At 72.1% G+C, this 21363-nt stretch carries 21 protein-coding genes; 11 read left to right on the top strand and 10 right to left on the bottom strand.

What is annotated here, in order from left to right; all coding sequences use genetic code 11:
• The first annotated feature begins 33 nt into the window (after positions 1-33).
• Together OG948_RS31690 and OG948_RS31685 are read left to right on the top strand one after the other, a co-directional pair.
• A complete protein-coding gene (locus tag OG948_RS31690; protein ID WP_406299733.1) occupies positions 34-405 on the top strand; it encodes a VOC family protein in 372 nt (123 codons plus the stop codon).
• A complete protein-coding gene (locus OG948_RS31685) occupies positions 402-914 on the top strand; it encodes a GNAT family N-acetyltransferase (protein ID WP_406299732.1) in 513 nt (170 codons plus the stop codon). The genes OG948_RS31690 and OG948_RS31685 overlap by 4 nt, the downstream gene beginning before the upstream one ends.
• A gap of 536 nt (positions 915-1450) precedes the next feature.
• Here OG948_RS31685 and OG948_RS31680 read toward each other — a convergent pair.
• Positions 1451-2473: a helix-turn-helix transcriptional regulator gene (locus OG948_RS31680; RefSeq protein WP_406299731.1), complete on the bottom strand. Its 1023-nt coding sequence runs from the start codon at positions 2471-2473 to the stop codon at positions 1451-1453.
• Between the two features lie 62 nt (positions 2474-2535).
• On the opposite strand from OG948_RS31680, the gene OG948_RS31675 reads away from it, so the two are divergent.
• Entirely contained in the window at positions 2536-3498 is a 963-nt protein-coding gene (locus tag OG948_RS31675; protein WP_406299730.1) for a nuclear transport factor 2 family protein, read from the top strand.
• Between the two features lie 162 nt (positions 3499-3660).
• Here OG948_RS31675 and OG948_RS31670 read toward each other — a convergent pair whose 3' ends face one another.
• Positions 3661-4419, bottom strand: a complete 759-nt coding sequence (locus tag OG948_RS31670) for a dienelactone hydrolase family protein (RefSeq protein ID WP_406299729.1) — start codon at positions 4417-4419, stop codon at positions 3661-3663.
• A gap of 229 nt (positions 4420-4648) precedes the next feature.
• Here OG948_RS31670 and OG948_RS31665 point away from each other — a divergent pair, with 229 nt between their 5' ends.
• Positions 4649-5560 (top strand): helix-turn-helix transcriptional regulator, encoded by a 912-nt coding sequence (locus tag OG948_RS31665; protein ID WP_406299728.1) that lies wholly within the window; start codon positions 4649-4651, stop codon positions 5558-5560.
• Positions 5561-5742: 182 nt separating this feature from the next.
• On the opposite strand, the gene OG948_RS31660 is transcribed toward OG948_RS31665, so the two are convergent.
• Both OG948_RS31660 and OG948_RS31655 read right to left on the bottom strand, forming a co-directional pair.
• Positions 5743-7500, bottom strand: coding sequence for an amidohydrolase (locus tag OG948_RS31660; protein WP_406299727.1), 1758 nt, complete (start codon positions 7498-7500; stop codon positions 5743-5745).
• A complete protein-coding gene (locus OG948_RS31655) occupies positions 7497-9038 on the bottom strand; it encodes an APC family permease (RefSeq protein ID WP_406299726.1) in 1542 nt (513 codons plus the stop codon). The genes OG948_RS31660 and OG948_RS31655 overlap by 4 nt, the downstream gene beginning before the upstream one ends.
• A gap of 316 nt (positions 9039-9354) precedes the next feature.
• Between OG948_RS31655 and OG948_RS31650 the strand changes: the two genes are divergently transcribed.
• Positions 9355-10026 (top strand): TetR/AcrR family transcriptional regulator, encoded by a 672-nt coding sequence (locus tag OG948_RS31650; RefSeq protein ID WP_406299725.1) that lies wholly within the window; start codon positions 9355-9357, stop codon positions 10024-10026.
• 124 nt (positions 10027-10150) lie between these two features.
• Positions 10151-10861, top strand: a complete 711-nt coding sequence (locus tag OG948_RS31645) for a lysophospholipid acyltransferase family protein (protein ID WP_395865476.1) — start codon at positions 10151-10153, stop codon at positions 10859-10861.
• Between the two features lie 170 nt (positions 10862-11031).
• Here the strand turns inward: OG948_RS31645 and OG948_RS31640 are convergent, their stop codons facing one another.
• Positions 11032-11805, bottom strand: a complete 774-nt coding sequence (locus OG948_RS31640; protein WP_406299724.1) for a hypothetical protein — start codon at positions 11803-11805, stop codon at positions 11032-11034.
• Positions 11806-11837: 32 nt separating this feature from the next.
• The gene (locus OG948_RS31635) at positions 11838-12737 is read right to left on the bottom strand and encodes an NAD(P)-dependent oxidoreductase (RefSeq protein ID WP_406299723.1); all 900 of its coding nucleotides are present in this window, start codon (positions 12735-12737) and stop codon (positions 11838-11840) included.
• Between the two features lie 155 nt (positions 12738-12892).
• Here OG948_RS31635 and OG948_RS31630 point away from each other — a divergent pair, with 155 nt between their 5' ends.
• Together OG948_RS31630 and OG948_RS31625 are read left to right on the top strand one after the other, a co-directional pair.
• The gene (locus tag OG948_RS31630; protein ID WP_406299722.1) at positions 12893-14128 is read left to right on the top strand and encodes a GlxA family transcriptional regulator; all 1236 of its coding nucleotides are present in this window, start codon (positions 12893-12895) and stop codon (positions 14126-14128) included.
• 115 nt (positions 14129-14243) lie between these two features.
• Positions 14244-14639 carry a nuclear transport factor 2 family protein gene (locus OG948_RS31625; protein WP_406299721.1) on the top strand — a complete coding sequence of 132 codons (396 nt, stop codon included), beginning with the start codon at positions 14244-14246 and terminating at the stop codon, positions 14637-14639.
• A gap of 212 nt (positions 14640-14851) precedes the next feature.
• Here the strand turns inward: OG948_RS31625 and OG948_RS31620 are convergent, their stop codons facing one another.
• A complete protein-coding gene (locus OG948_RS31620) occupies positions 14852-15739 on the bottom strand; it encodes a spermidine synthase (protein WP_406299719.1) in 888 nt (295 codons plus the stop codon).
• Between the two features lie 158 nt (positions 15740-15897).
• Between OG948_RS31620 and OG948_RS31615 the strand changes: the two genes are divergently transcribed.
• A complete protein-coding gene (locus tag OG948_RS31615) occupies positions 15898-16557 on the top strand; it encodes an MBL fold metallo-hydrolase (protein ID WP_406299718.1) in 660 nt (219 codons plus the stop codon).
• 42 nt (positions 16558-16599) lie between these two features.
• On the opposite strand, the gene OG948_RS31610 is transcribed toward OG948_RS31615, so the two are convergent.
• Together OG948_RS31610 and OG948_RS31605 are read right to left on the bottom strand one after the other, a co-directional pair.
• Positions 16600-17256: an enoyl-CoA hydratase-related protein gene (locus OG948_RS31610; RefSeq protein WP_402232162.1), complete on the bottom strand. Its 657-nt coding sequence runs from the start codon at positions 17254-17256 to the stop codon at positions 16600-16602.
• Positions 17257-17261: 5 nt separating this feature from the next.
• Entirely contained in the window at positions 17262-17933 is a 672-nt protein-coding gene (locus OG948_RS31605; protein WP_406299717.1) for a helix-turn-helix domain-containing protein, read from the bottom strand.
• A 140-nt stretch (positions 17934-18073) separates the two neighbouring features.
• Between OG948_RS31605 and OG948_RS31600 the strand changes: the two genes are divergently transcribed.
• Positions 18074-19153 carry a hypothetical protein gene (locus OG948_RS31600; protein ID WP_406299716.1) on the top strand — a complete coding sequence of 360 codons (1080 nt, stop codon included), beginning with the start codon at positions 18074-18076 and terminating at the stop codon, positions 19151-19153.
• Here the strand turns inward: OG948_RS31600 and OG948_RS31595 are convergent.
• Entirely contained in the window at positions 19116-20261 is a 1146-nt protein-coding gene (locus tag OG948_RS31595; protein ID WP_406299715.1) for a winged helix DNA-binding domain-containing protein, read from the bottom strand. The two genes, OG948_RS31600 and OG948_RS31595, sit on opposite strands and share 38 nt — an antisense overlap.
• A 61-nt stretch (positions 20262-20322) precedes the next feature.
• Here OG948_RS31595 and OG948_RS31590 point away from each other — a divergent pair, with 61 nt between their 5' ends.
• Complete coding sequence (locus tag OG948_RS31590) at positions 20323-21351, top strand: helix-turn-helix transcriptional regulator (RefSeq protein ID WP_406299714.1); 1029 nt, start codon at positions 20323-20325, stop codon at positions 21349-21351.
• Positions 21352-21363 lie beyond the last annotated feature (12 nt).

Raw genomic sequence — 21363 nt, 5'->3', positions numbered from 1 at the left:
GACCCAGGGACCGGACGGACCGGAAGGACGCCGATGGTCGGCAGGTTGCAGTGCGTCGTGTTGGACTGCCCGGACGTCCATGAACTCGCCCGGTTCTACGCGGCGCTTCTCGGTGGCGCCGTCGACCGACCCGATTCGCGATGGGCAGTCGGCGCCGACTTCGCGACCGTTCATACCGAGGCCGGGCTCGTGTTGGCGTTTCAGCGCGTCGCCGACTACCGGCCGCCGCAGTGGACCGATGCCGCGCGTCCGCAGCAGTTCCACCTCGACGTGGACGTCCCGAACCTCGACGACGCGCACGAGCAGGTCCTCGGACTCGGCGCCGTGTTGCTCCGCGTCGACCCTCGTGGTTGGCGGGTGTACGCCGATCCGGCGGGCCACCCCTTCTGCCTCCTCGGCCGATGACGACGAACCGCACCGAGGACGAAGCGCGCACCGAGGACGCCCTCGCGCCCCTGACTTCCGCCGACCTACCCGACCTGCACGACTTCCTGGTCCGGGCCGACCTCACCCTCAGCGGGCTCGACGCGCCCACCGTGCGCCTGTGGTTGCTTCGGGACGCCGCCGGGATCGTGCGCGGCAGTACCGGGTTCGAGTTGTCCACTGCCGGCGAGCACGCCCTGATCCGCAGCGTCGCGGTAGATCAGGGCGCTCGGGGGCAGGGCCTGGGTCTCGATCTGGCTCGCTACGCGCTCGACCGGGCCGCCGACACCGGCGCCCGTCGGGCCTGGCTGTTCAGTCGCCGATCGGGACCGTTCTGGCGGAAGTTGGGTTTCGAGCCGGCCGACCGAACCCGACTCGCGACGTTGCTGGCCGAGACCCATCAGGTCTGCCTGTTTCGCGCGACCGGGCAACTCGACCGCGAGGTGGCCTGGTCCCGCGAGTTGAGCCCGGGGCGTACGCCCGCGCGCTGACGCCGGGCACACCCGAGCCCGTCCCCCGATCCCGCCGGGCGCGACGCGGCGGGATCGGGAAGGACGGGCCCTGGCCCGGCCCGATCATCGGGCCGACTGCGGGACGCGGGCGAATCGGACGTGCGCCCCGCAGAGTCACTCGGACATTTGATCACCCAGGCGTCCAACCACGCGATCAGGTGACCCCTCGATGCCGTCGATCCCCTCGATCCCGTCGATCACGCGGTCACGTGCGCACCGCGTCCAAAGCCCTCATGATCCACGGGCAAAGGCTTGATTCTGCCCGTCGAACTGTCATGCGATCTCAGAGATTCCTATAGCTACGGTAAAGAATGCAATTTCCGGAAGCCCTCCATCCGCTTGGCGGGCGACGACTATCCGGATACATCGTCACAAAGAGCACCATCAACCCCCGCACACATCCGCCCACATGCGCACGTGACCCCACCCGACCTCACCCGACCCCATGTGACCGAACACGACCCCGCACGACCCCACGCGCCCCCCGCAGCCGCCCACTCACCCGCCGTCCCCACTCACCCGCCGTCCCCGTACACCCGGGCCAACGCCACCACCGCCGCCCGCATCCCGGCCCGCAGTTCCGCCGGTTCGAGCGCCTCCACCTCACCGCCGAACGGCAGCAGCGCCGTGATCGCCTGCTCGACCGACTCGATCGGGACGACCACCTCCACCCAGCCGTCCGCGTCGGGCCGGGTCGCGCTCGCCCGGGCCGCGTGCACCACGGCCTGTTCCATCAGGTGCGTCAGCCGGTCCATGGCGATCGGCGACATCCGCACGGTCGCCGACGCGCGGAGCCGGCGGCGGTCGAACCGGTCCAGGTAGTCCTGCCAATGCGCCGCCAACGCGAACCCGGCCGGCCGCTCGAACGACTCCGATCGCACCTCGACGTCCAGGATCCGGGACACCCGGTACGTACGGATCGCCTCCCATCCCCCGACACCGTGCGGGCCGCCGCCCTCGGCCGACTCCGCGTGTGCGGCGACCAGGTACCAGGCGCCCGCCTTGAGCACCACGCCGTACGGATCGACCACCCGCGTGGTCTCGCTCGGCTCCGCCCAGCGGAGATAGCGGATCCGCAACCGCCGGCGGTTCCACACCGCGTCCGCGACCTCGGCCAGGTGCGGCGTGGGGTCGGCGGCGCCGTACCAGGACGGCGCGTCGAGATGGAAGCACTCGGCGATCCGCCCGGCGCGATCGCGCAGTTCGGCCGGGAGCGCCGCCATCAGCTTGAGATGCGCGGCGGTCAGCACCGACCCCAGACCCAGGTCGGCGGCGGCGGTCGGCAGGCCGGTGAGGAACAACGACTCGGCCTCGCCGGTGGTGAGCCCGGTCAGCCGGGTGCGGAAGCCGTCGAGCAGTTCGTACCCGCCGCGATGGCCCGGATCCGCGTACAACGGCACCCCGGCCGCGCTCAGCGACTCCATGTCCCGGTAGATCGTGCGCACCGAGACCTCCAAGGTGTCGGCGATCTCCCGAGCCGTGACCCGCCCCCGGGTCTGCAACAACAACAGGATGGAGACCAGCCGACTCGCCCGCATGCGCGCATTCTGCCGAACTCCACTGACATAACGTGTCAGTGCAGTCCACCTACGGTCCGACCATGAACGCGACCCACACCACCGACATCGCCTCGCCCCCCGCCCCCGCGCCCGGCGCCGGCGCCGGCGCCGACACGAACGAGGCCCTCGTCCACCCCGACATCGACATCGACGAGTTCGTCGACCGCTACGTGGCCGTGTGGAACGAACCGGACCCGGCCGTCCGCCGGGCCGCCGTGGCGGCGCTGTGGGCACCGGACGGAATCGAGACCATCGAGTCCGGACGATACGTCGGGCACGAGGCACTGCTGGCTCGGGTCACCGAGGCGCACGAGCAGTTGGTCGCCGGAGGCGGGTTCGTCTTTCGCTCGGCCGAGGACGCGGTCGGTCACAACGGCACGATCACCTTCACGACGTACATGATCCCGGCGGCCGGCGGCGATGTCGCGTGGACCGGGCGCATGGTGGTCCGGCTCGGCCCGGACGGCCGAATCCGGCACGACCGGCAGTTCACCGTGCCGACCGATCCGACGCCCGGCACCGGTGCCGTGGTCGCCGAGTTCGTCCGCCGGGTCGGCGCGGGCGCCCCGGACCGGATCGCCGAACTGTTCGCCGATCGGGTGGATTGGCTGCTCGACTGGCCGGCCGAGGGCCACCCGGCGACGCCGTGGATCCGGTCGCGCTCGACCCGAGCCGACGTCGCCGCGCACTTTCGCGAACTGGCCGCCGCGCACACCGACGACCACGACCCGGACACGCACGCGGACACGGACGCGGACGCGGATGTCGACGCCCCCACCGCCGGACCCGACCTGCGGATCCTGCTCGACGGGCCCGAGGCGGTCCTGCTCACCGAGATCCGCCGCACCGCGGCGGCCACCGGAACGGCCTACCGGGCCATGTGCGCGGTCCACGTCACCGTCGAAGCGGGCCTGATCAGCCGCTATCACGTATACGAGGACAGCCTCACCGTGGCCCGCGCCCACACCATCGGCAACCGACCGACCGACACCCCAACGACCTGACGACCCGACGACCCGACGACCTGACAACCCGACGGCCCGCACCCGGTCGGCGGCACTCGCACCGCGCCCTGCCCCGCGACGCTCGACACCCGAGGCCCCGCCACGCACCCCACCGCCGACCGGCCGGGATCGCCGTACAAAACCCCGCCCTCGGGCCGGGCCCTAACCCTTCAGCGCCTCCCCCAACAACGCCGTGGCCCGCGACCAGGCATCCGCCGCGGCCACCGGACGGTACGTATCGCGCTCCGGGCAGCAGAAGCCGTGCGGCGTGTCCGGGTACACCACGAACTCGTGCCGCACGCCCGACTCGGCCAGCCGGCCCGCGATCGACTCCCGCTGGTCGGCCGTGTAGAGGTGGTCGTCCGCGCCGATCAGCACCAGTACCGAGGTGTCGTGCCGGGCCAACAGAGGAGTCAGTTCCACCGTCGGCTCCGGCCGCCCCAACGCGATCTCGCCGCCGGTCAGCCAACCCGGATAGAACACGACCAGCGCGGCCAACGGCACCTGCGTCGCCGCGTAGTAGGCGATGTGCCCACCCGCGCTCAACCCCAACATCGCGGTCGGCGCGTCGTCGCCGAAGCGTCGGCCCAACTCCGCGATGGCCGCGGTGACATCGCCACGCACGCCGTCCCGGGTCAGCCCGCCGACCAGTTCGAGCCCGCGAGCCCGCCCGTCGGCGTCGGCGGGCAACTCGATCCGGCGGCCCGCTCGATGGTAGAAGTCCGGTACCAGGGCTCGGAAGCCGAGGCCCGCGAGCGTGTCGGCGACACCCCGCACATAGCCGGTGACGCCGAACATCTCGAAGCCCACGAGCACGTTCGGATGCGGTCCGGGTCCGCTCGGTCGGGCCAGATACCCCGACATCGGCGCCGCCGCGCCGGGTACGTCGATCTCGATCCACTCGGTGACGATTTTGCTCATGCCACCGACCGTAGATCCGTTCCACTCCGGCATCCATGCGTCGTCTTTACTGGTAACAGCAGTACCAGGACCCATCTGCACCGGGACCCATCCGCACCAGGACCCATACCGCGACCGACCCGAAGTCGAGACGGCCCCGAAGTCGAGAAGGCCCCGAGGCGGCACCGACCCCGACTCGCCACCGACCCGACCCCGCCACCGGCCGAAGCCCCACCAAGGAACCCCCAGAATGCCCGCACCGCCGGACGGCCACCCCGCTCCCGATCGCCCCGCTCCCGACCGCCCCGCCCGCGAGTTCGCCGACTTCCTGCGCTCACGCCGCGCTCGGTTGCGACCCGCCGACGTCGGTCTGCCACCGGGGACCCGCCGCCGCACCGGCGGCCTGCGCCGTGAGGAGGTCGCGGGCCTCGCCGCGATCTCGACCACGTACTACACGTTCCTCGAACAGGGCCGCGACGTACATCCCTCCCGCCAGGTCCTGGACGCGCTCGGCTCCGCGCTGCGGCTCGAACCGGCCGAGCACGCCCACCTGATCCGGCTCGCCGAGGGTGTACCCGCAACCGCCCGCGCCGACGGGCCCGACGGGCCCGACGAGGTTCTCGACCCCGCGGTGGCGGCGCTGGTCGACCGCCTCGACCCGCACCCGACCTACGTCACCGGCCGCCGCTTCGACGTGCTCGCCGCCAACGGCGCGGCCCGCGCCCTGTGGGCCGACTGGCCGCGCCTGCCGCCCGAGGAACGCAACATCGTGTGGTGGACCCTGGTCGCCCCGGAGGCCCGCACCCGCCTCGTCGACTGGGAGGCCGAGGCCGTCGGCGCCCTGGCCCGCTTCCGTGCCGCCGCGGACCGCCACCCGGGTGATCCGGCCTTCGCGGACCTGGTCCGGCGCCTGCGCGTCGCCGGTCCGGAGGCGGACGCGTGGTGGTCGCGACACGACGTGCGCGACCTGTCATCCGGCCGAAAGCGCCTGTACCACCCGAGATTGGGCCGCCTCGACCTGACCCACGTGGTCCTGCGGGTCGCCGACGACCCGGAGCAGAAACTCGTCACCTTCACCGCCGACCCGCCGCACCAGGCCCGGATCACCGAACTCGTCCGCGAGTCCGAGCGCGACGCGCGGAACGCCGACGACGCGCGCTGACCGCGCCGGGGGGGTGGCGCCGGGGGGGGTGGCGCCGGCACCAGCGCCGGCCTTGTCACTCACGTAGCTGACAAGGCCCGCCGCTCGTCACTCACGTAGGTGACAAGCCCCGCCCCCGACCCGACCCGACCAATCAACGCCACCACGCCGCCACGCCGCCACCCCGCTACGCCACCACCCCACTACGCCCCGAAAACCCGCTCACCCCCCACAAACGTCTCCACCACCCGCGTAGCCCCGATCTCACTCTCCGGCGCCGCGAACGGATCACGGTCGAGCACCACCAGGTCCGCATGGTTGCCCACCACGATGCTTCCGGTGTCGTCCAGGTGGTTCACGTACGCGCTGCCCGCCGTGTACGCCGCCAGCGCCGTGTGCAGGTCGAGCCGCTGCTCCGGGAAGAACGCCGGCGAGTCCGACCCGTGGATCCGCCGGTTCACCGCGACGTGGATGCCCTGGATCGGATCCGGGCTGGACACCGGCCAGTCGCTGCCCGCGACCAACGTCGCACCGCTGCGCGCCAGTTCGCCGAACGGGTACTGCCACGCGGCCCGCTCCGCGCCCAGGAAGGGGATGGTCAGCGTGTCCATCTGCGGCTCGTGCGCGGCCCACAGCGGCTGCATGTTCGCACTCGCGCCGAGTTCACGGAAGCGGCCGATGTCCGCCGGGTGCACCACCTGGAGGTGGGCCAGATGCGGCCGGGTGTCCTTCCACCCGTTCGCCGCCCGCATCGCGGCCACCGCGTCCAGCGCCTCGCGGACCGCGCGGTCGCCCAGCGCGTGGAAGTGCACCTGGAAGTCGTGCGCGTCCAGCGCCGTGACGTACCGGCGCAGCGCCTGCGGCTCGATGAAGCTGATCCCGCTGTTGTCGGACGCGCATCCACACGCCGTCAGGTACGGGCTGAGCATCGCGGCGGTGAAGTTCTCCGCGATGCCGTCCTGCATGATCTTGACGGTCGTACACGACAACCGCCCGCGCGTGCCCGCCTCGCGTCGGGCCAGCAGGTCCTCGATCTGCTCGATCCCGCGGTCCCGCTGCCACCACAGCGAGCCGACCACGCGCGCGGTCAACTGCCCTCGGTCCGCCGCCGTCAGGTACGCGGCGCTCGCGTCGGTGATGTTGGCGTGCGCGCCGAGCAGCGCGTCCTGCCACGCGGTGACGCCGAGCGAGTGCAACAACCGCTGGGCCCGGAGCAGGCCGGCCACCTGGTCCTCGGCGGTGAGCGCGGGCAGCAGCCGGCCGACCAGGTCCGCCGCGCCCTCCTGGAGCACCCCGGTCGGCTCGCCGTCCGCGTCGCGCTCGATCCGGCCGTCGGCCGGGTCCGGGGTGTCCCGGGTGATGCCCGCCAGACGCAGCGCCAGGCTGTTGGCCCACGCACCGTGGTGGTCCCGGTTGGGCAGGAACACCGGTCGGTCGGGGACCAGTTCATCCAGCATCGACCGGTGCGGCAGGCCGCCCGGGAACGCCTCCATCGACCAGCCGCCGCCGGTGATCCACTCCAGGTCCGGGTGGGCGTCGGCGTAGGCCCGCACGGCCTGCCGGTATTCGGCGAGCGTCTCGTGCTCGGACAGGTCGCACTGACCCATCTCCACGCCGCCGCCCACCGGGTGCACGTGTGCGTCCTGGAAGCCCGGGATCAGCAGCTTCCCCGCGAGGTCGACGACCTCCGTACGGGCGCCGATCAACGCGCGCACCTCGTCGTGCCCGACCGCGACGATCCGCCCGTCGCGCACGGCCACCGAGCTCGCCCGGCTGCGCCCGGCGTCGACCGTGTACACCGCGCCGCCGGTGAAGACCACGTCCGCACCGGCGGACGCGGAAGCGGACACCGCGGTCGAAACAGCGGTGGACACCTCGGTCGAGACAGAAGCGGACACCGCGGTGGAAACAGCGGCGGACGCCCCGGTGGAGGTGTGAACGATGTGGTCGGTGGTGCTCATGCGTTTTCCTTGGACTTGAAGGCGTCGAAGTCGGCGGCGTCGTTGTAGCGGTCCATCGGCAGTTCGATCGAGTCGCCGTCGGTGCCCCGACCGGTCTCGAAGTAGGCCGACTTGCGCACGTACTTGGCGTAGGCGGCGAACCCCAGGCCGGTGAGGATCACCACCATCGGCACGGAGAACATGAACCAGCCGTTGTCGGGGCTGAGTTCGAAGCTGTCGCTCATGGTCAGGTAGTCGTAGGCGAGGTACGCGCCGACGCCCAGCAGCGCGCATCCGCTCACCCCGGGGATGATCACGGCGCGCACCGCCTCGCGTCGGTCGGTGCGCAGCGTCGGCCGGAACCGCACCGCGCAGGCGATCGCGGTCAGGCCGTAGTAGAACGCCACGATCAGGCCGATCGAGTTGACCGCGGCCAGGATCATGTCGTTGAGCTTGGGAATGCCGATCGCCAGTACGGCGGTGCCGGCGGCGATCGCCATGATCAGCACCGTGCCGATCGCGGGCGATCCGAAGGTCGGGTGGATCCGGGTCCACACCTTGCCGAGCGTCTGGTCGCGGCCCATCGCGAGCATGCCGCGCGCGGTGGGGATGACGCCGGACTGCAACGACGCGATCGCGGAGAAGATCAGCGCCAGCAGCGGCAGGCTCGCCCACGGGTCGGCGGCCAGGTGCGCGCCCAGGAAGGTCAGTCCCTGCGGCCCGTTCTCGGTCAGTTCCGGAACGGTCATCACCCGCTGGAAGGCGATCGCGCCGAGCAGGAACATGCCGAGCATCACGAACAGCGCGATCAGCCCGCCTCGGGCCGAGTCCTCGGGGTTCTTCGTCTCCTCCGTGACGCTGAACGCCGCGTCCCAACCCCAGAAGAAGAACACCGCGAGCACCAGGCCCTGGGCGAAGTCCGAGGCCGAGTCGATCTCGAACGGGTTGAACCACGAGAACGAGAACGGCTGGTCGCCGGAGGCGATCGCCCAGACGCAGAAGACCAGCAGCACCGAGTACTCGAAGACCAGCAGGAAGGTCTGCAACCGGGTGGCCTGACGCACGCCGGTGATCGCGAGCACGGTGACCACCACCAGGACGATCAGGCCCAGGACGGTACTGAGCTTGGTCGAGTTCGGGTCCAGGGCCAGCCCCGCGAACTCGTGCCAACCGGCCTTGTTGGCGAATTGGAGCAGCACCGAGCCGGTGATCGCGCTGGTGTAGGCGAGGAAGATGATCGACCCGGCGAGGGCGACCCAGCCGGTGAGGAAGCCGGACCACGGGCCGATCGACTTGCCGACCCAGACGTAGCCGCTGCCGCAGTTCGGCTCGACCCGGTTGAGTCGGGCGTACGCTCCGGCGATGCCGAGCATCGGCAGGAAGGCGATCAGGATGATCGCCGGCGTGGCCAACCCGACGGTGGCGGCCAGGCTGCCCATACCGACGCCGATGCTGGTGGTGGCCGCCGTACTGGACGCGGCCACCGCAATGCCGTCGACGACACCGAGCGACTTGCGCAGCGCGGGCGGTTGATCGTCCCGGGGCAGGTTCGTGGACATCGGCGCTCCAAGGGAGGCTAAAGCGGACGGGGGGTGGACGCCGATGAAACAGCCTGCGTCAGAATTACGTCAATGGTGTTGACATAAGGTGTGGCGCGAACACGCCGGCCTGCGGGACATTGGCGGGCAGGCGGGGCGGCCGGCCGGACAGCAGCCGGACGGCAGCCGCACCGCCGGACAAGCTTCGGAGGATCGTGTGGACGGAGCAGACGGAGTGGACGGGGTGGATCGCACGGACCTCACGCGCCGTGCGGACCGCGTGGACCGCGTGGACCGCGTGAACCGCGTGAACCGCACAGGCCGCACGGACCGCGTGGTGGGTGAACGTCGCCGGCGCAGACCGACCAAGTCGGGCAGCGTTTTGTCCGAGGATGTCATTGTCGATTGTGCAGTACGCCTGATCGGACACCACGGTGCGCAGGCGCTGACAGTCCGTAAGCTCGGTGCCGCGCTCGGGTGCGACCCCACCGCCATCTACCGATACTTCCGCGGCACCGACGACCTGCTGCTCGCGATCGCCGACTTCCTGATCGGCGAGACGCTGGCCGGCTATCGGCCGGGCCCGGACTGGGTGGCCTCGCTGCGCGAGCTGGGCCTGCGGGTCCGCGACGGCTACCTGCGGCACCCGCGCGTGGCCGCCGTCGCGGCGTCCCGGGTGACCCGGCGGCACAACGAGTTCCGGGCCGTGGAGATCGGCGTGACCCTGCTGCTCTCGGCAGGCTTCTCCCCCGCCGACGCGGTGCGCTACTACCGGGTGTTCATCGACACCGTGCTCGCGCACGCGGCCCTGGAGGCGTCGTACGCCGCGCTCGCGCCCGAGGTGCGCGAGGCCGACGACCGCTCCTGGGAGGAGACGTACAACAGGCTGTCCGGCACGGACTATCCGGCCATCGGCACGGTCCGTCGGCACCTGGCCCAGGGGATGGCGGGCAGCCCCTTCGAGGACGTGCTCGACCTGCTGCTGGAATCGCTCGCCCGACGGGTGTGAATGCGGTCGGACACAGCGTCACCGATCGCCACGTTCGGTGCCGTGACGAACATTTGACGCTACGTCAACAACGCAGGTGGGTACGTGTGTCGTAGGGGGTGCCGCAGACTCGATAAGGTGGCGCGTGTTTCCAGACCTCACCCACTCCCACGGGGGATCCGTGCTGATCGACAAGTTCATGCATGGCGTCGTGGCGCCCACCGCGAAGGCGATCTACCGCCCGCGTACCGAGGGCCGCGAGAACGTACCGATGACCGGCCCGGTCATCATCGCCAGCAACCACCTGTCGTTCGTTGACAGCGTCGCGATCCCCGTGGTCATGCCGCGCAAGGTGTCGTTCCTCGCGAAGGCCGAGTACTTCGACGGCCCCGGGCTCAAGGGCCGGGTCAGCAATGCCTTCTTCTCCGGAATCGGCGCCGTCCCGGTGCCCCGAGGCGCGCACAGCGCGGCGAAGGCCGCCCTGGAGACGGCGCTTTCGGTGCTCGAACGCGGCGACGCGTTCGGGATCTACCCCGAGGGCACCCGCTCTCGGGACGGCCGGCTCTACCGGGGCCGGACCGGGGTCGCGTGGCTGACGCTGGCCGCGCGGTGCCCGGTGGTGCCGGTCGGCATCATCGACACCGACCGGGTCCAGCCGATCGGCTCGAACATCCCGAGGTTGTCGCCGCGCGCGCTCATCCGCTTCGGCGAGCCGCTCGACTTCTCGCGCCACTTCGGACGTACGGACGTGGCCCGGGCGCGGCGCGAGATCACCGACGAGATCATGGAAGCGATCCAGAAGTTGTCGGGTCAGGACTACGCGGGCGTGTACAACGAGACGCCGGCGGAGGTCTGAGCCCGAGCCCCTCGGCCGACGCCGCGACCCGGCGAACCCGGCTGCGACCCGGCGATCCCGGCCGTCGCCCAGCCGAACCGGGCCGTCACCTCGCCTCGCCGAACCGTGCCATGCCGTGCCGTGCCGTGCCTTGCCGATCCGGGCCGCGCTTCGGCGAACGCGGCCCTTCCTCAGCGCAGCGAGCCTTGCCACTGCCATTCGCCGGCCGGAACCCGCGGCCGGCCCGGCAGGTCGCCCCGACCCGTGCACCACGACAACACGTCCGCCGGGGCGGCACCCGTCCCCGTCGGCGCGTCCGGGAACAGCCGGGCGAGCGCCGGGGCGGCGAGTTCGTCCGGCGGCGACCAGGCCTGGCCGAGCGCGCGGGTGATGTCGTACGTGTGCAGGAGCAGTTCGACCACACCCATCGCGGCGAAACCGGTGTGATCCGAGTGACCCCAGGGGTGCCAGGCACGGACCTCGGGCGGGGTGTCGCGCACGGTCGACGCGAGTACGGTGCCGGCGATCCCGAGGCCGTCCAGACACGCGTCGATCGGGGCCGCCGGGTCGAGCGACGCGAACAGCGTGATGTAGCGGTCCGTCGGCCGGGCGATCAGCAGGCCCGTATAGCCGACCAAGCCCAACGCGAGGTGGTCGAGCAGTTGCCGGCAGGATCGCTCGCCGTCGGCGGGTCGGCCCCAGGCGGGGTCGACGACTGCGGAGTGAACGGCCGCGGGGTGGTCGATTGCGGGGTGATCGACCGAGGGGTCGTCGACTGTGGCGGAGACGCCCGCGGCCGCGGTCCCACCGGTCTCCGCCGCGGCTCGGGCGAGGGTCGCGACGCAGACCTCGGTCGCTCGGGTGACCAACGCGGGCCAGTCGTGGGCGGTCGCCGCCGTCTCCGTCGTCGTGCCGCCTCGCGCGGTCGTCCCCGTCCCCGTCCCCGTCCCCACGCCTGTTCTCATCCCCACTCCCGTCCCCGCCCCCGCTCCCGGGTTCACTTGCGGAGTTCCTCGACCAGCCGGGCGTAGCCGTCCGAGCCGTGGCCGGCGGCGATCGCGCGTCGGGTGTACGTGCGGTACAGCTCCGGGAGGGCGGTGTCGACGCCGCGTGCCCGGGCGGCGTGGACGAGGTGGTCCATCGTCGCCAGGTGCACGTCGAGCGTGGCGTCGTCGCCGGGGTAGGCGCCCGCGTCGACCTGTCCGGCGTACAGGTCGATGAATCCGGTCACGGCGTGGGCCAGCCAACGGTTCGCGATCGGCGTGAATTCGGCCGCGCCCACCCCGTCGGCGCCGACCACGGCCGAACCGTGCAGCCAACCCGTCAGCGTCGCCCACATCACGCCGAGCAGCGCGGTGTCGTACAGGCTCGCGACGCCGGCGTCCGGGCCCAGGTCGACCGGATCGCCGAGCGCGCGCAGGGTCGCGGCGTGCCGGGCGAACGCGGCCGGGTCGCCGCTGTAGAGCAGCATCGCCTCGGGCGAGCCGATCCCGGGCGGCGTGGACATGATCGCGCCGTCGAGGTAGGCGACTCCCAGTCCGGCCGCCCACGAGGCGGTCTCCCGGGCCTGTTCGGGCGAGCCCGAGCTGAGGTTGACCAGGGTGCGGCCGGCGAGCGCCGCCTCATCGGCCTTGAGGATGGTGTGCGTGCTGTCGTAGTCCAGCACGCAGACCACGATCACCGGACTCGCGGCGATCGCCTCGGCCACGGTGTCGGCACGCACCGCGCCACGGGCGACCAGGTCGTCGGACTTCGCGGCGGAACGGTTCCACACCGTGGTGGGATGGCCGGCCGCCCGGAACGCCTCGGCCAGGGCGGCGCCCATCGATCCCAGACCGATGACCGTCACGGCTTCGTGGTTCATGTTCGTCCCTCGTTCGTACTCTGTGCGCGGCACGGGACACCCGTGCCCACGCGTCGTCGTTCCGTGCTTCGTCGGCCGTCCTCCCGGCCGAACGTGGACAACCCTCGCAGCGCCGAAACCGCGCCGACAGTGGCAGGAATGCCTATCGGCGCAAAATTTCCGCCACCGATGATCTAGGCTGTCCACCCATGACCGACCGAGCGGGGAACACGCGGGCGACGGGACCGGGATCGGTGGCCGTCGCGGTGATCGACGACGGCAACGTCCCGCCGTGGGACATGTACGAACTCGCGATCGCCTGCGCGGTGTTCGGCACTCCCCAACCGGAACTCACGGACCGCTGGTACGACTTCCGCGTCTGCGTGGAACGGCCGACGGGCGGCGCGCCCGGGCCGGACGGCGGGCCCGACGCCACTGCCCACTCGGGCCCCGGGTCCGGGTCCGGGTCCGGGTCCGGCTCCGGCTCCGGCTCCGGGTCCGGGTCCGGGTCCGGGTCCGGGTCCGGGTCCGGGTCCGGGTCCGGGTCCGGGTCCGGGTCCGGGTCCGGGTCCGGCTCGGGCCCCGGCTCCGGGTCCGGCTTCGCGTTCGGCATCCGAACCCCCTACGGATGGGACGCGTTGGCCGGCGCGGACACCGTGATCGTGGCGGCGGTGCCGCAGGAGTGCGTCGACCACGACCTCGAACTGCCCGCCGATTTCCTGGCCGCCCTGCGCGCCGCGGCCGACGCCGGCGCGCGGATGGTCTCGCTGTGCACGGGCGCGTTCGCCCTGGCCGCCGCCGGCCTCCTGGACGGGCGCCGAGCCACCGCGCACTGGGCGCACACCGAGCATCTGGCCCGCCGGTATCCGAACGTCACCGTCGACGACAGCGTCCTGTACGTCGACGACGGCACCGTGCTCACCAGCGCCGGCATGACCGCGGGCCTCGACCTGTGTCTGCATATCGTGCGCGCCGACCTGGGCGCCCACATCGCCAACCTGCTCGCCCGCCGCATGGTCGTCCAGGCCCACCGCCCGGGCGGCCAGGCGCAGTTCGTGGACCTGTCCATACCCGCCACCGACGACGAGGGCCTGGCCCCCGTGCTGGCCTGGGCCGGCACCCGCCTGGACCGCCCGCTCACCGTCGAGGACCTGGCCCGCCGCGCCCGGATGAGTCCGCGCACCTTCTTCCGCCGCCTCCAGGCCGCCACCGGCACCACCCCGCTGCAATGGCTGCTCACCCAGCGCCTGGCCCGGGCCCAATCCCTGCTGGAGACCACCGACCTCCCCATCGAGCAGATCGGCGAACGTTGCGGCCTGGGCACCGCCGCCAACCTCCGCCACCACTTCGCCACCCGGCTCGGCGTCTCCCCCGCCGACTACCGCCGCGCCTTCAACACACCCTCGCCCGCGCCGACCCGGATCGGCACCGACTCCGCCGCCTGACGCCCAGCCCAGCCGCGCCGCGCCGCCACCGGCGGGTGGACCGGCGACGTACGGAGTGACAGGGTGGAGAGGTCAGCCATCCATCCATGTTTGTGGCGGAAGGTGGCGAAACGCCATGGCTGAACACCCACACGCCGCCCTGGTTCGCCGGGGCTACGAGGCGTTCGCACAGGGTGATCTGGGCACTCTGCGCGCGATGATGACGACGGACTGTACGCACCACGTCCCCGGCGACCACATGTTGTCGGGCGACTTCAAGGGTGTGGACGCGGTACTGGGCTACTACGTGCGACTCGCCACGGAGACCGGCGGCAGCTTCCGGGTCGAGCTGCGCCACCTGTTCGTCGACGGTCGCGGCCATGTGGTCTCGGTACACCGGGCCACCGGCGAGCGAGCGGGCAGGCACCTCGACCAGATGGGCGGCATCGTCTTCCGCCTCGTCGGCGAGAAGATCACCGACCTCGACGAATGCGTCGAGGACATGACGGCGGCAGCCGACTTCTGGGCCTGACACCCGGCCCGGGGCCGGACACCGGGCTCCGGGCCCGGACACCCGGCCTCCGGACCCGGCTCCGACTTCCGGGCCGCCCCGACCCGTGGCTCACCCGGCTGTGTCTCGCCCACCTGTGGCTCACCCCACCTGCTCACCCACCTGTGGCTCACCCGATCCGTGACCCACCCGATCTCTGGTGCACCCGACCCCTGACCCAACCGACCCGTGGCTCACCCGACCCGGAACGTCCCCCCGGGCGGAGCCGGCGACGGAATGGCCGTCCTGTCCGTGACGGCCGCCCCGTCCCGGGAGAACACCCGGGCCTCGATCCCGGAAAGCACGCGCGCCGGTGTTTCGTCGCAGGCGGTACGCCGGGCCAACTGGCTCACCGGCAGCGCGACCGTGGACGCCACCACGACGAGGTTGCCGAACCGCCGCCCGCGCAGTACGCCCGGCTCGGCCATCAACGCCACCTGAGGGAACACCGCGCGCAGGGTGGCCACTTGGGCGCGCGCGAAGTCGAGGTCGCCGCCGTCGGCGATATTGGCCGCGTACGCGCCGCCGGGCCGCAACACCCGGGCCACCTCCGCGGCGAACTCCCGCGACGTCAGATGCGCGGGCACCTGCGCCCCGCCGAACACGTCGGCGATCACCAGGTCGGCCGAGTCGTCGGGGCGTGCCGCCAACTCCTCCCGGGCGTCGCCGGTGCATACCTCTATCGCCGCGCCCGCCGGCAACGGCAGATGCTCCAGGACCAGCGCGATCAACTCCCCGTCGAGTTCGACGACGGTCTGCGTCGAACCCGGCCGGGTGGCCGTGACGTAGCGGGGCAGGGTCAGCCCACCGCCGCCCAGATGCAGCACGTCGAGCGGCTCGCCGGGTTCGGCCGCGAGATCCACCACATGGCCCAGGCGCCGCGTGTACTCGAATTCCAGGTGCTCGGGCCGGTCGAGATCCACGTACGACTGCGGCGAATCGTTGAGCGTCAGCAACCACGCGCGGGGCAGGTCGATGTCGGGCATCAGCAACGCCGCACCGAGATCCGTCGCCCGCCCCACCGGAATGGACTCGGTCGGTTCCTGCTGGTCGTCGTACATGAATCGATTGTCTCGCAGCATGGGCGCCCTCCCCGCCGCCCGCCGGGGTCGGCTTGGCATGATCGACCCGGGAAGCGGCAAGAGACGCGGGGAGCGTCGCCGGCGACGGCGGCGCCCCGGCACCCCGGCACCCCGGCACCCGATCGGCCATCACCAAGCGCAACCCCGGGAGAACAGGCATGCGGTTCACCAAGCTCGGCCACGCGTGTGTACGACTGACCACCGACGCGGCCACCGTCGTGATCGACCCCGGCGCCTTCAGCGAGCCCGACGCGATGGTGGGCGCGGACGCCGTACTGATCACCCACGAGCATCTGGACCACGTGGTCCCCGACACGCTCCGGGCCGCCGCCGCGGCGAACCCGGACCTGGAGATCTGGACCAATCCGGCCGTCGCCGCCCAGTTCCCCGACCTGGGCGGTCGGGTGCGCGCCGTGACGCACGGCGACACGTTCGAGATCGGCGGCGCGCAGGGTCTGTCCGTGCACGTGTACGGCGAGAAGCACGCCGTGATCCACCCGGACATCGCCGTCATCGACAACGTCGGCTTCCTGATCGACGGCCGCGTCTTCCACCCCGGCGACGCGTTCACCGTTCCGGAGGAGGCCACCCCCACCCTGCTCGTGCCGGCCGGCGCTCCCTGGCTCAAACTCGGCGACGCCGCCGACTACATCCGCGAAGTGGCGCCGGAGCAGGCGTTCCTGATCCACGACGGGCTGTACAACGACACCGGCCTGGCCCTGGCCGAACGCCTCCTGACCCAACTGGCCGGCTCCGACACCCGCCCCATCCACCACCCGCGCCCCGGCTACACCACCACGCTCGCCACGAGCGGGTGAGGCGGGGCGGGGCGGGGCCCGCCGGCCCCGCTCCCGTCGACGTCAGCGGGTCGTGAGGGCGGTGACCGCCGTCGCGTACATGGTCGACTTGATCGCGCCGAGTGTGGCGCGGTCCTTGCCCGCCAGGGGGCGTACGCGGGTCGAGGCCGCGGCGACCAGGGCGGCCTCCTCGGCCGTGTCGTCCACCAGGCCGATCTCCCGGGCCTCGACGCCGCCGAAGCGTCGGCCGGTGGTCATCGAGGCGACCGCCGCGGCGGGGGTCGTCTTGCCCTGGACGAGCGCGGCCATGCCGGGCGAGAAGGGGATGCGGATGTCGACCTCGGGGAAGCAGAAGTAGCCGCGGTCGGCCCGCATGATCCGAAAGTCGTGGGCGATCGCGAACATCGCCCCGGCGCCGAACGCGTGGCCGTTCACCGCGGCGATCGTGGGCACGGGCAGCGTGAGCACGCGGGCCAGCAGTGCCTCCACGTCGGCGACGTACGGGCCGAACTCGTCGGCGTGTTCGGCCAACCAGTCCAGGTCGAGGCCGTTGGAGTAGAACTTGCCTCGTCCCGTGGTCACCAGCACCGCCGGTTCGGGGTGCTCGACGACGGTGTCGAGCAGGGCGTCGACGGTCTTCACCCAGTCCGGCGCGAATCGGTTCTCCCCGTCGCCGAGGTCCAGGACGAAGACGTGATCCTCGTGGCGCAGTTCGGGCATGTCGGTCATTCCTTTCCGGAACCCGTCGTCCGCGCGCCATGCGGCGGCAGCGGCGGCGGGAGGGTGAGGACCGCGCGGACCGCGGCCTCCAAACGTGCGCGGCTGTCGGCGCCGATCCGGGGGCGGCCGTCGGCGCACGGCCCGGTCAGTTCCCGGCGGAACACGGCCGTCGGCAGGTCGACCACGCACAGCGTCACCACTTCGACGCTCGGCCCGTCGGCCCGCCCCCACAACGCCCGCGCCAGTCGGGTGAGCAGCGCCAGGACCCGCTTGTCCAGCGCGAACATCGCCTCGGCCGATTCCTGCGGCAGGTCGGGGCCGAGCAGCCGATCGCGGTGGACGCCCATGAGCATCCGAGCCGCCTCGGGTCGCCGGTCGGCGAACACCGCCGGCGCGCTCGCCGCGGCCAGCACGGACCGGACGCCGCCGTCCGGGTCGTCCGGGCGCACCGCGTCGACGAGTTCGACCTGAAGGTCCAGGAAGTCGCCCGCGGCGCGCAGCCACACGCGCCCGAGCAGGACCGGCAGCGACCCGAACGCGTGATAGATCGCCCCGTTGGACACTCCCGAGGCCGTCGCGAGCCCCCGCACGGTGAAGCGCTCCGGCCCGACGTCGGCCACCAATCGCTCGGCCGCGTCCAGCAGCAGATCGAGATCGTGAACCCGGGGACGAGGCATGCCGGAACAATAACAGAGCACCTGCTCCATAACAGCCCTCCACCGCCCCACCGCCCTGCGGGACAGCACACCGTGATCTCATGGCGACAAGCTCGGAGAACGGCAATCACGACACGGAAACCAAGACGGAGACTCGGCCCGTGGCCCACGCCCCCTTACCCACGACGCCACATGTCGACCCGGCCGAAGCCCTCCCGCCGCCGCGGCCGTACAGCGCCCGCGACCTGGACCAGACGCGGCAACTGCGCGAGCACAACGCCCACATCGTCACGCTCGACACCCGCCACGGCGCCGGGGCCATCCTCGACTCGGCCGTGCGCTCGGCCCGATCGGCGCTGCGCGCCACCCTGATCGGCCCGGCCTCCCGCGACCGGTTGGCCGCCGTGGCCGAGGCGCAACAGGTGGCCGGGTGGCTGGCCTTCGACGCCGACCGCCAGGACCTGTCCCGGCGCCTGAGCACCGACGCCGTGCACACCGCGCGCCGCGCGGGCGACCGCTCCGCCGAACACTTCGCGCTGTCCCAACTCGCCATGCAGGCCATCCACCTGCGCCGCCCCGACCAGGCACTGGGCATCTGCGCGACCGTCCTGGCGGACGACCTGCCGCCCGGCGTACGGACCCTTTTCGTGATGCGCCGGGCACGGGCGCTCAACCAATACGGGGAGCACGCCAAGGCACTCGACCTCATCCGCGAGACCCACAGCCGACACCTGCAAGGCGCCGGCCCCCGCGATCCAGCGTGGGCCTGGTGGCTCGACACGGCCGAGATCACCTGGCACCACGCGATGATCCACGCCGACAACGGCCACTGGACCCGCGCGATCCCCCTGTTCGAACAGGCCGCCGCCGGACGCATCCCCGGCAGCCGCACCGCCCTCAACGACCACGCCTATCTACTGCACGCCCTCGCCCGAACCCGCACCTGGCCCGAGGCCGCCACCCTCCTGCACTCCCACATCCTCCCGGCCCACCCCACCATCGCATCCCCCCGCATCACCCACCTCCTCACCCGAACCGCCCGATCCCTCACCACCCCACCCTCCGCCCACGACCTCTCCCACACCCTGACCACCACCCTCGGCCCCACCCCACAACCCGCAGAGGGTCCCGACAGCCGGGTGGCGGGCGCGTCTGCGGGGGGCGACGCCGGGTCGGACTCGGGTGTGGTGGGAGGGGTTCGGGTCAGCGGACGCGGATGTCGTGGTTGTTGGGGGTGCTGAAGGTCATCAGGTGGGTGGCTTCCGCGATGAGGGCGGACTCGGTGGTGGGGGTGAGGGGGCGGAAGGGTTGGATTTCGAGGGTGAGGGGTGGGCCCGCGGGGTTGGTCGTGGCGGCCGGGGAGCCGGGCGAGACCGGTTTGCCGGCTCGGGTGAGGCGCCACATGCCGGCGACGAAGCCGTCCACGAGGAAGGTCGCGCGGATGATGCCGTTGACGGTGAACAGGCGCTTGCGGTCCTCCTCGGACATGATCCGGGCGCGATTGGCGTGGGAGAGCAGGATGTTGTCGAACTCGGGGAGGAACCGGACCGCGGCCGGGGTGTCTTCGGGCGGGAGCGGGGCGTCGGGGAGGTCGTAGAGTTCACGGCCGGACTCGTCCCGGTACACCACCAGGCTCGGGCGCAGGCGGTCGACCACCTCGCGCAGCCCACCGAGGCCGGACCAGGCCTGCATGTCGGCCACCGTGGCCGGGCCGAAGGCGGCCAGGTAGCGCAGCAGCGTCGCGTCGGGTGTCGATGTCGTCGACAGCGGCCGGCCGAGCCAGTGTTCGGCGGTCGTGCAGGCGGATTGGCCGCTGCGGCCCCACACCGCGCGAGGTGGGACCTGGACCAGCGGCGCCTGGCTGCGCAGCGCGTGCGCGAGGGCCTTCGGGTTCTCGCCGGGGAACAACTCGCCGAGCGCGAGGCCCAGACCCTTCGCCGTCAGCGCTTGCTTCTCCATCATCTCGCGTCCGGCGGCCACGAGTTCGCCAACGTCGACGGTCGAGTCGCCGAGGCCGTGCAGGGCGTTCCGGTACAGGTCCGCGTCGTAGATCGACTGCACGACGGGCCGGAGCGCGAGGCAGTCGTCGGCGGTCACCAGGTGCACCGTGCCGCGCATCAGGCCGAGCCGCACCACCCGGCGCTCGGTCAGCAGGTCGGCCAGTTCCGTCGGCCGGAAGTCGGCGAGCCGGGTCCACAGGCCGATGTACGGCGGGTGCGGCGCCTGCGCCTGCATGCCGACCAGGTGCGTGATCGCCGCCTCCGCCGAGAGCGCGTGCCGCCGGGTCAACAATTGGCGTTCGAGCAGCACACGGTTGAGCCGGCGGGTGCTGAGGGTGGTGATCTCCATGCGCCCAGACTAGGAGCGAATGCGGTCGGAAACTTGCCTCATTCGACGTCACCCTGAGGACATGGACTCGTTGGAGAGTACGACCCGCCTGCTTCGTCTGTTGTCCCTCCTGCAATCCCGACCCGAGCCGCACGAGCGCGCCGACGACCCCGACCGCACCGACCGAACCGACCCCGCCGGCCACCCCGAACCACCCGTCTGGACCGGCCCCCACCTCGCGGCCCGCCTCGGCGTCAGCCCGCGCACACTGCGGCGCGACGTACGGCGACTGCGCGACGCGGGTTATCACGTCCGCACCGCCGGCTCGTCCGGCGGCTACCGACTCGACCCGGGCGGCCCGTTGCCGCCGCTGCTGGACCACGACGAGGCGGCCGCGATCGTCTCCGGCCTGCGTACCGCCGTCGGCGGCACCGTCGCCGGGATCGAGGCGACCTCGGCCCGGGCGCTGGCCAAGCTGGAACAGGCGCTGCCGACGGGCCTTCGACAGGACGTGGGCGCGCTCGACGCGGTCACCGTGACGTTGCCGGTGGGCGGCGAGACGGTGGCGCCCGCCGACCTGAGCACGATCGCGACGGCGTGCCGGTCCGCCGAGACGCTGCGCTTCGACTACCGCACCCACGACGGCCGTGAGGGTACGCGCAGCGCCCAGCCGCACCGGCTCGCCTGTACCGGGCGCCGCTGGTACCTGCTGGCCTGGGACCTCGACCGGGACGACTGGCGTACCTATCGCGTGGACCGGATCCGGCTGCGCACGCCGAACGGCCCGCGGTTCGAGCCGCGTCCGCTTCCGGACGAGGACGTCGTCGCGTACATGTCGGCGGGCATCTCCACCCGCGCCTACCCGCACCGCGCGAGCGTGCTCCTGCGGGCCGCCCCGGAGGTCGCCGCGGCACGGATCGGCGCGACCGACGGTGTGCTGGCGACGATCGACGCGAACACGTGCCGGTTGACCACGGGATCGTCCTCGATCGACACGTTGGCGTTCCGCCTCGCCCTCCTCGACCTCGACTTCACGGTCGAGAGCCCACCGGAACTCGTGTCCCGGATCGCCGAGTTGGGCCGACGCTGGACCCGGGCGGCGGCCGGCTGAGCACCGAAACCC

It is taken from the genome of Embleya sp. NBC_00888 (genome assembly GCF_045207655.1).
GTDB lineage: Bacteria > Actinomycetota > Actinomycetes > Streptomycetales > Streptomycetaceae > Embleya.
This window is presented reverse-complemented; position numbering and strand designations above follow the sequence as displayed.

Bases quoted from the DNA above. Each gene is read 5' to 3' on its own strand.
- OG948_RS31690 (WP_406299733.1), top strand. From the start codon at position 34: ATGGTCGGCAGGTTGCAGTGCGTCGTGTTGGACTGCCCGGACGTCCAT.
- OG948_RS31685 (WP_406299732.1), top strand. From the start codon at position 402: ATGACGACGAACCGCACCGAGGACGAAGCGCGCACCGAGGACGCCCTC.
- OG948_RS31680 (WP_406299731.1), bottom strand. From the start codon at position 2,473: ATGCGGGCGAGTCGGCTGGTCTCCATCCTGTTGTTGTTGCAGACCCGG.
- OG948_RS31675 (WP_406299730.1), top strand. From the start codon at position 2,536: ATGAACGCGACCCACACCACCGACATCGCCTCGCCCCCCGCCCCCGCG.
- OG948_RS31670 (WP_406299729.1), bottom strand. From the start codon at position 4,419: ATGAGCAAAATCGTCACCGAGTGGATCGAGATCGACGTACCCGGCGCG.
- OG948_RS31665 (WP_406299728.1), top strand. From the start codon at position 4,649: ATGCCCGCACCGCCGGACGGCCACCCCGCTCCCGATCGCCCCGCTCCC.
- OG948_RS31660 (WP_406299727.1), bottom strand. From the start codon at position 7,500: ATGAGCACCACCGACCACATCGTTCACACCTCCACCGGGGCGTCCGCC.
- OG948_RS31655 (WP_406299726.1), bottom strand. From the start codon at position 9,038: ATGTCCACGAACCTGCCCCGGGACGATCAACCGCCCGCGCTGCGCAAG.
- OG948_RS31640 (WP_406299724.1), bottom strand. From the start codon at position 11,805: ATGAGAACAGGCGTGGGGACGGGGACGGGGACGGGGACGACCGCGCGA.
- OG948_RS31630 (WP_406299722.1), top strand. From the start codon at position 12,893: ATGACCGACCGAGCGGGGAACACGCGGGCGACGGGACCGGGATCGGTG.
- OG948_RS31625 (WP_406299721.1), top strand. From the start codon at position 14,244: ATGGCTGAACACCCACACGCCGCCCTGGTTCGCCGGGGCTACGAGGCG.
- OG948_RS31620 (WP_406299719.1), bottom strand. From the start codon at position 15,739: ATGCTGCGAGACAATCGATTCATGTACGACGACCAGCAGGAACCGACC.
- OG948_RS31615 (WP_406299718.1), top strand. From the start codon at position 15,898: ATGCGGTTCACCAAGCTCGGCCACGCGTGTGTACGACTGACCACCGAC.
- OG948_RS31610 (WP_402232162.1), bottom strand. From the start codon at position 17,256: ATGCCCGAACTGCGCCACGAGGATCACGTCTTCGTCCTGGACCTCGGC.
- OG948_RS31605 (WP_406299717.1), bottom strand. From the start codon at position 17,933: ATGCCTCGTCCCCGGGTTCACGATCTCGATCTGCTGCTGGACGCGGCC.
- OG948_RS31595 (WP_406299715.1), bottom strand. From the start codon at position 20,261: ATGGAGATCACCACCCTCAGCACCCGCCGGCTCAACCGTGTGCTGCTC.
- OG948_RS31590 (WP_406299714.1), top strand. From the start codon at position 20,323: ATGGACTCGTTGGAGAGTACGACCCGCCTGCTTCGTCTGTTGTCCCTC.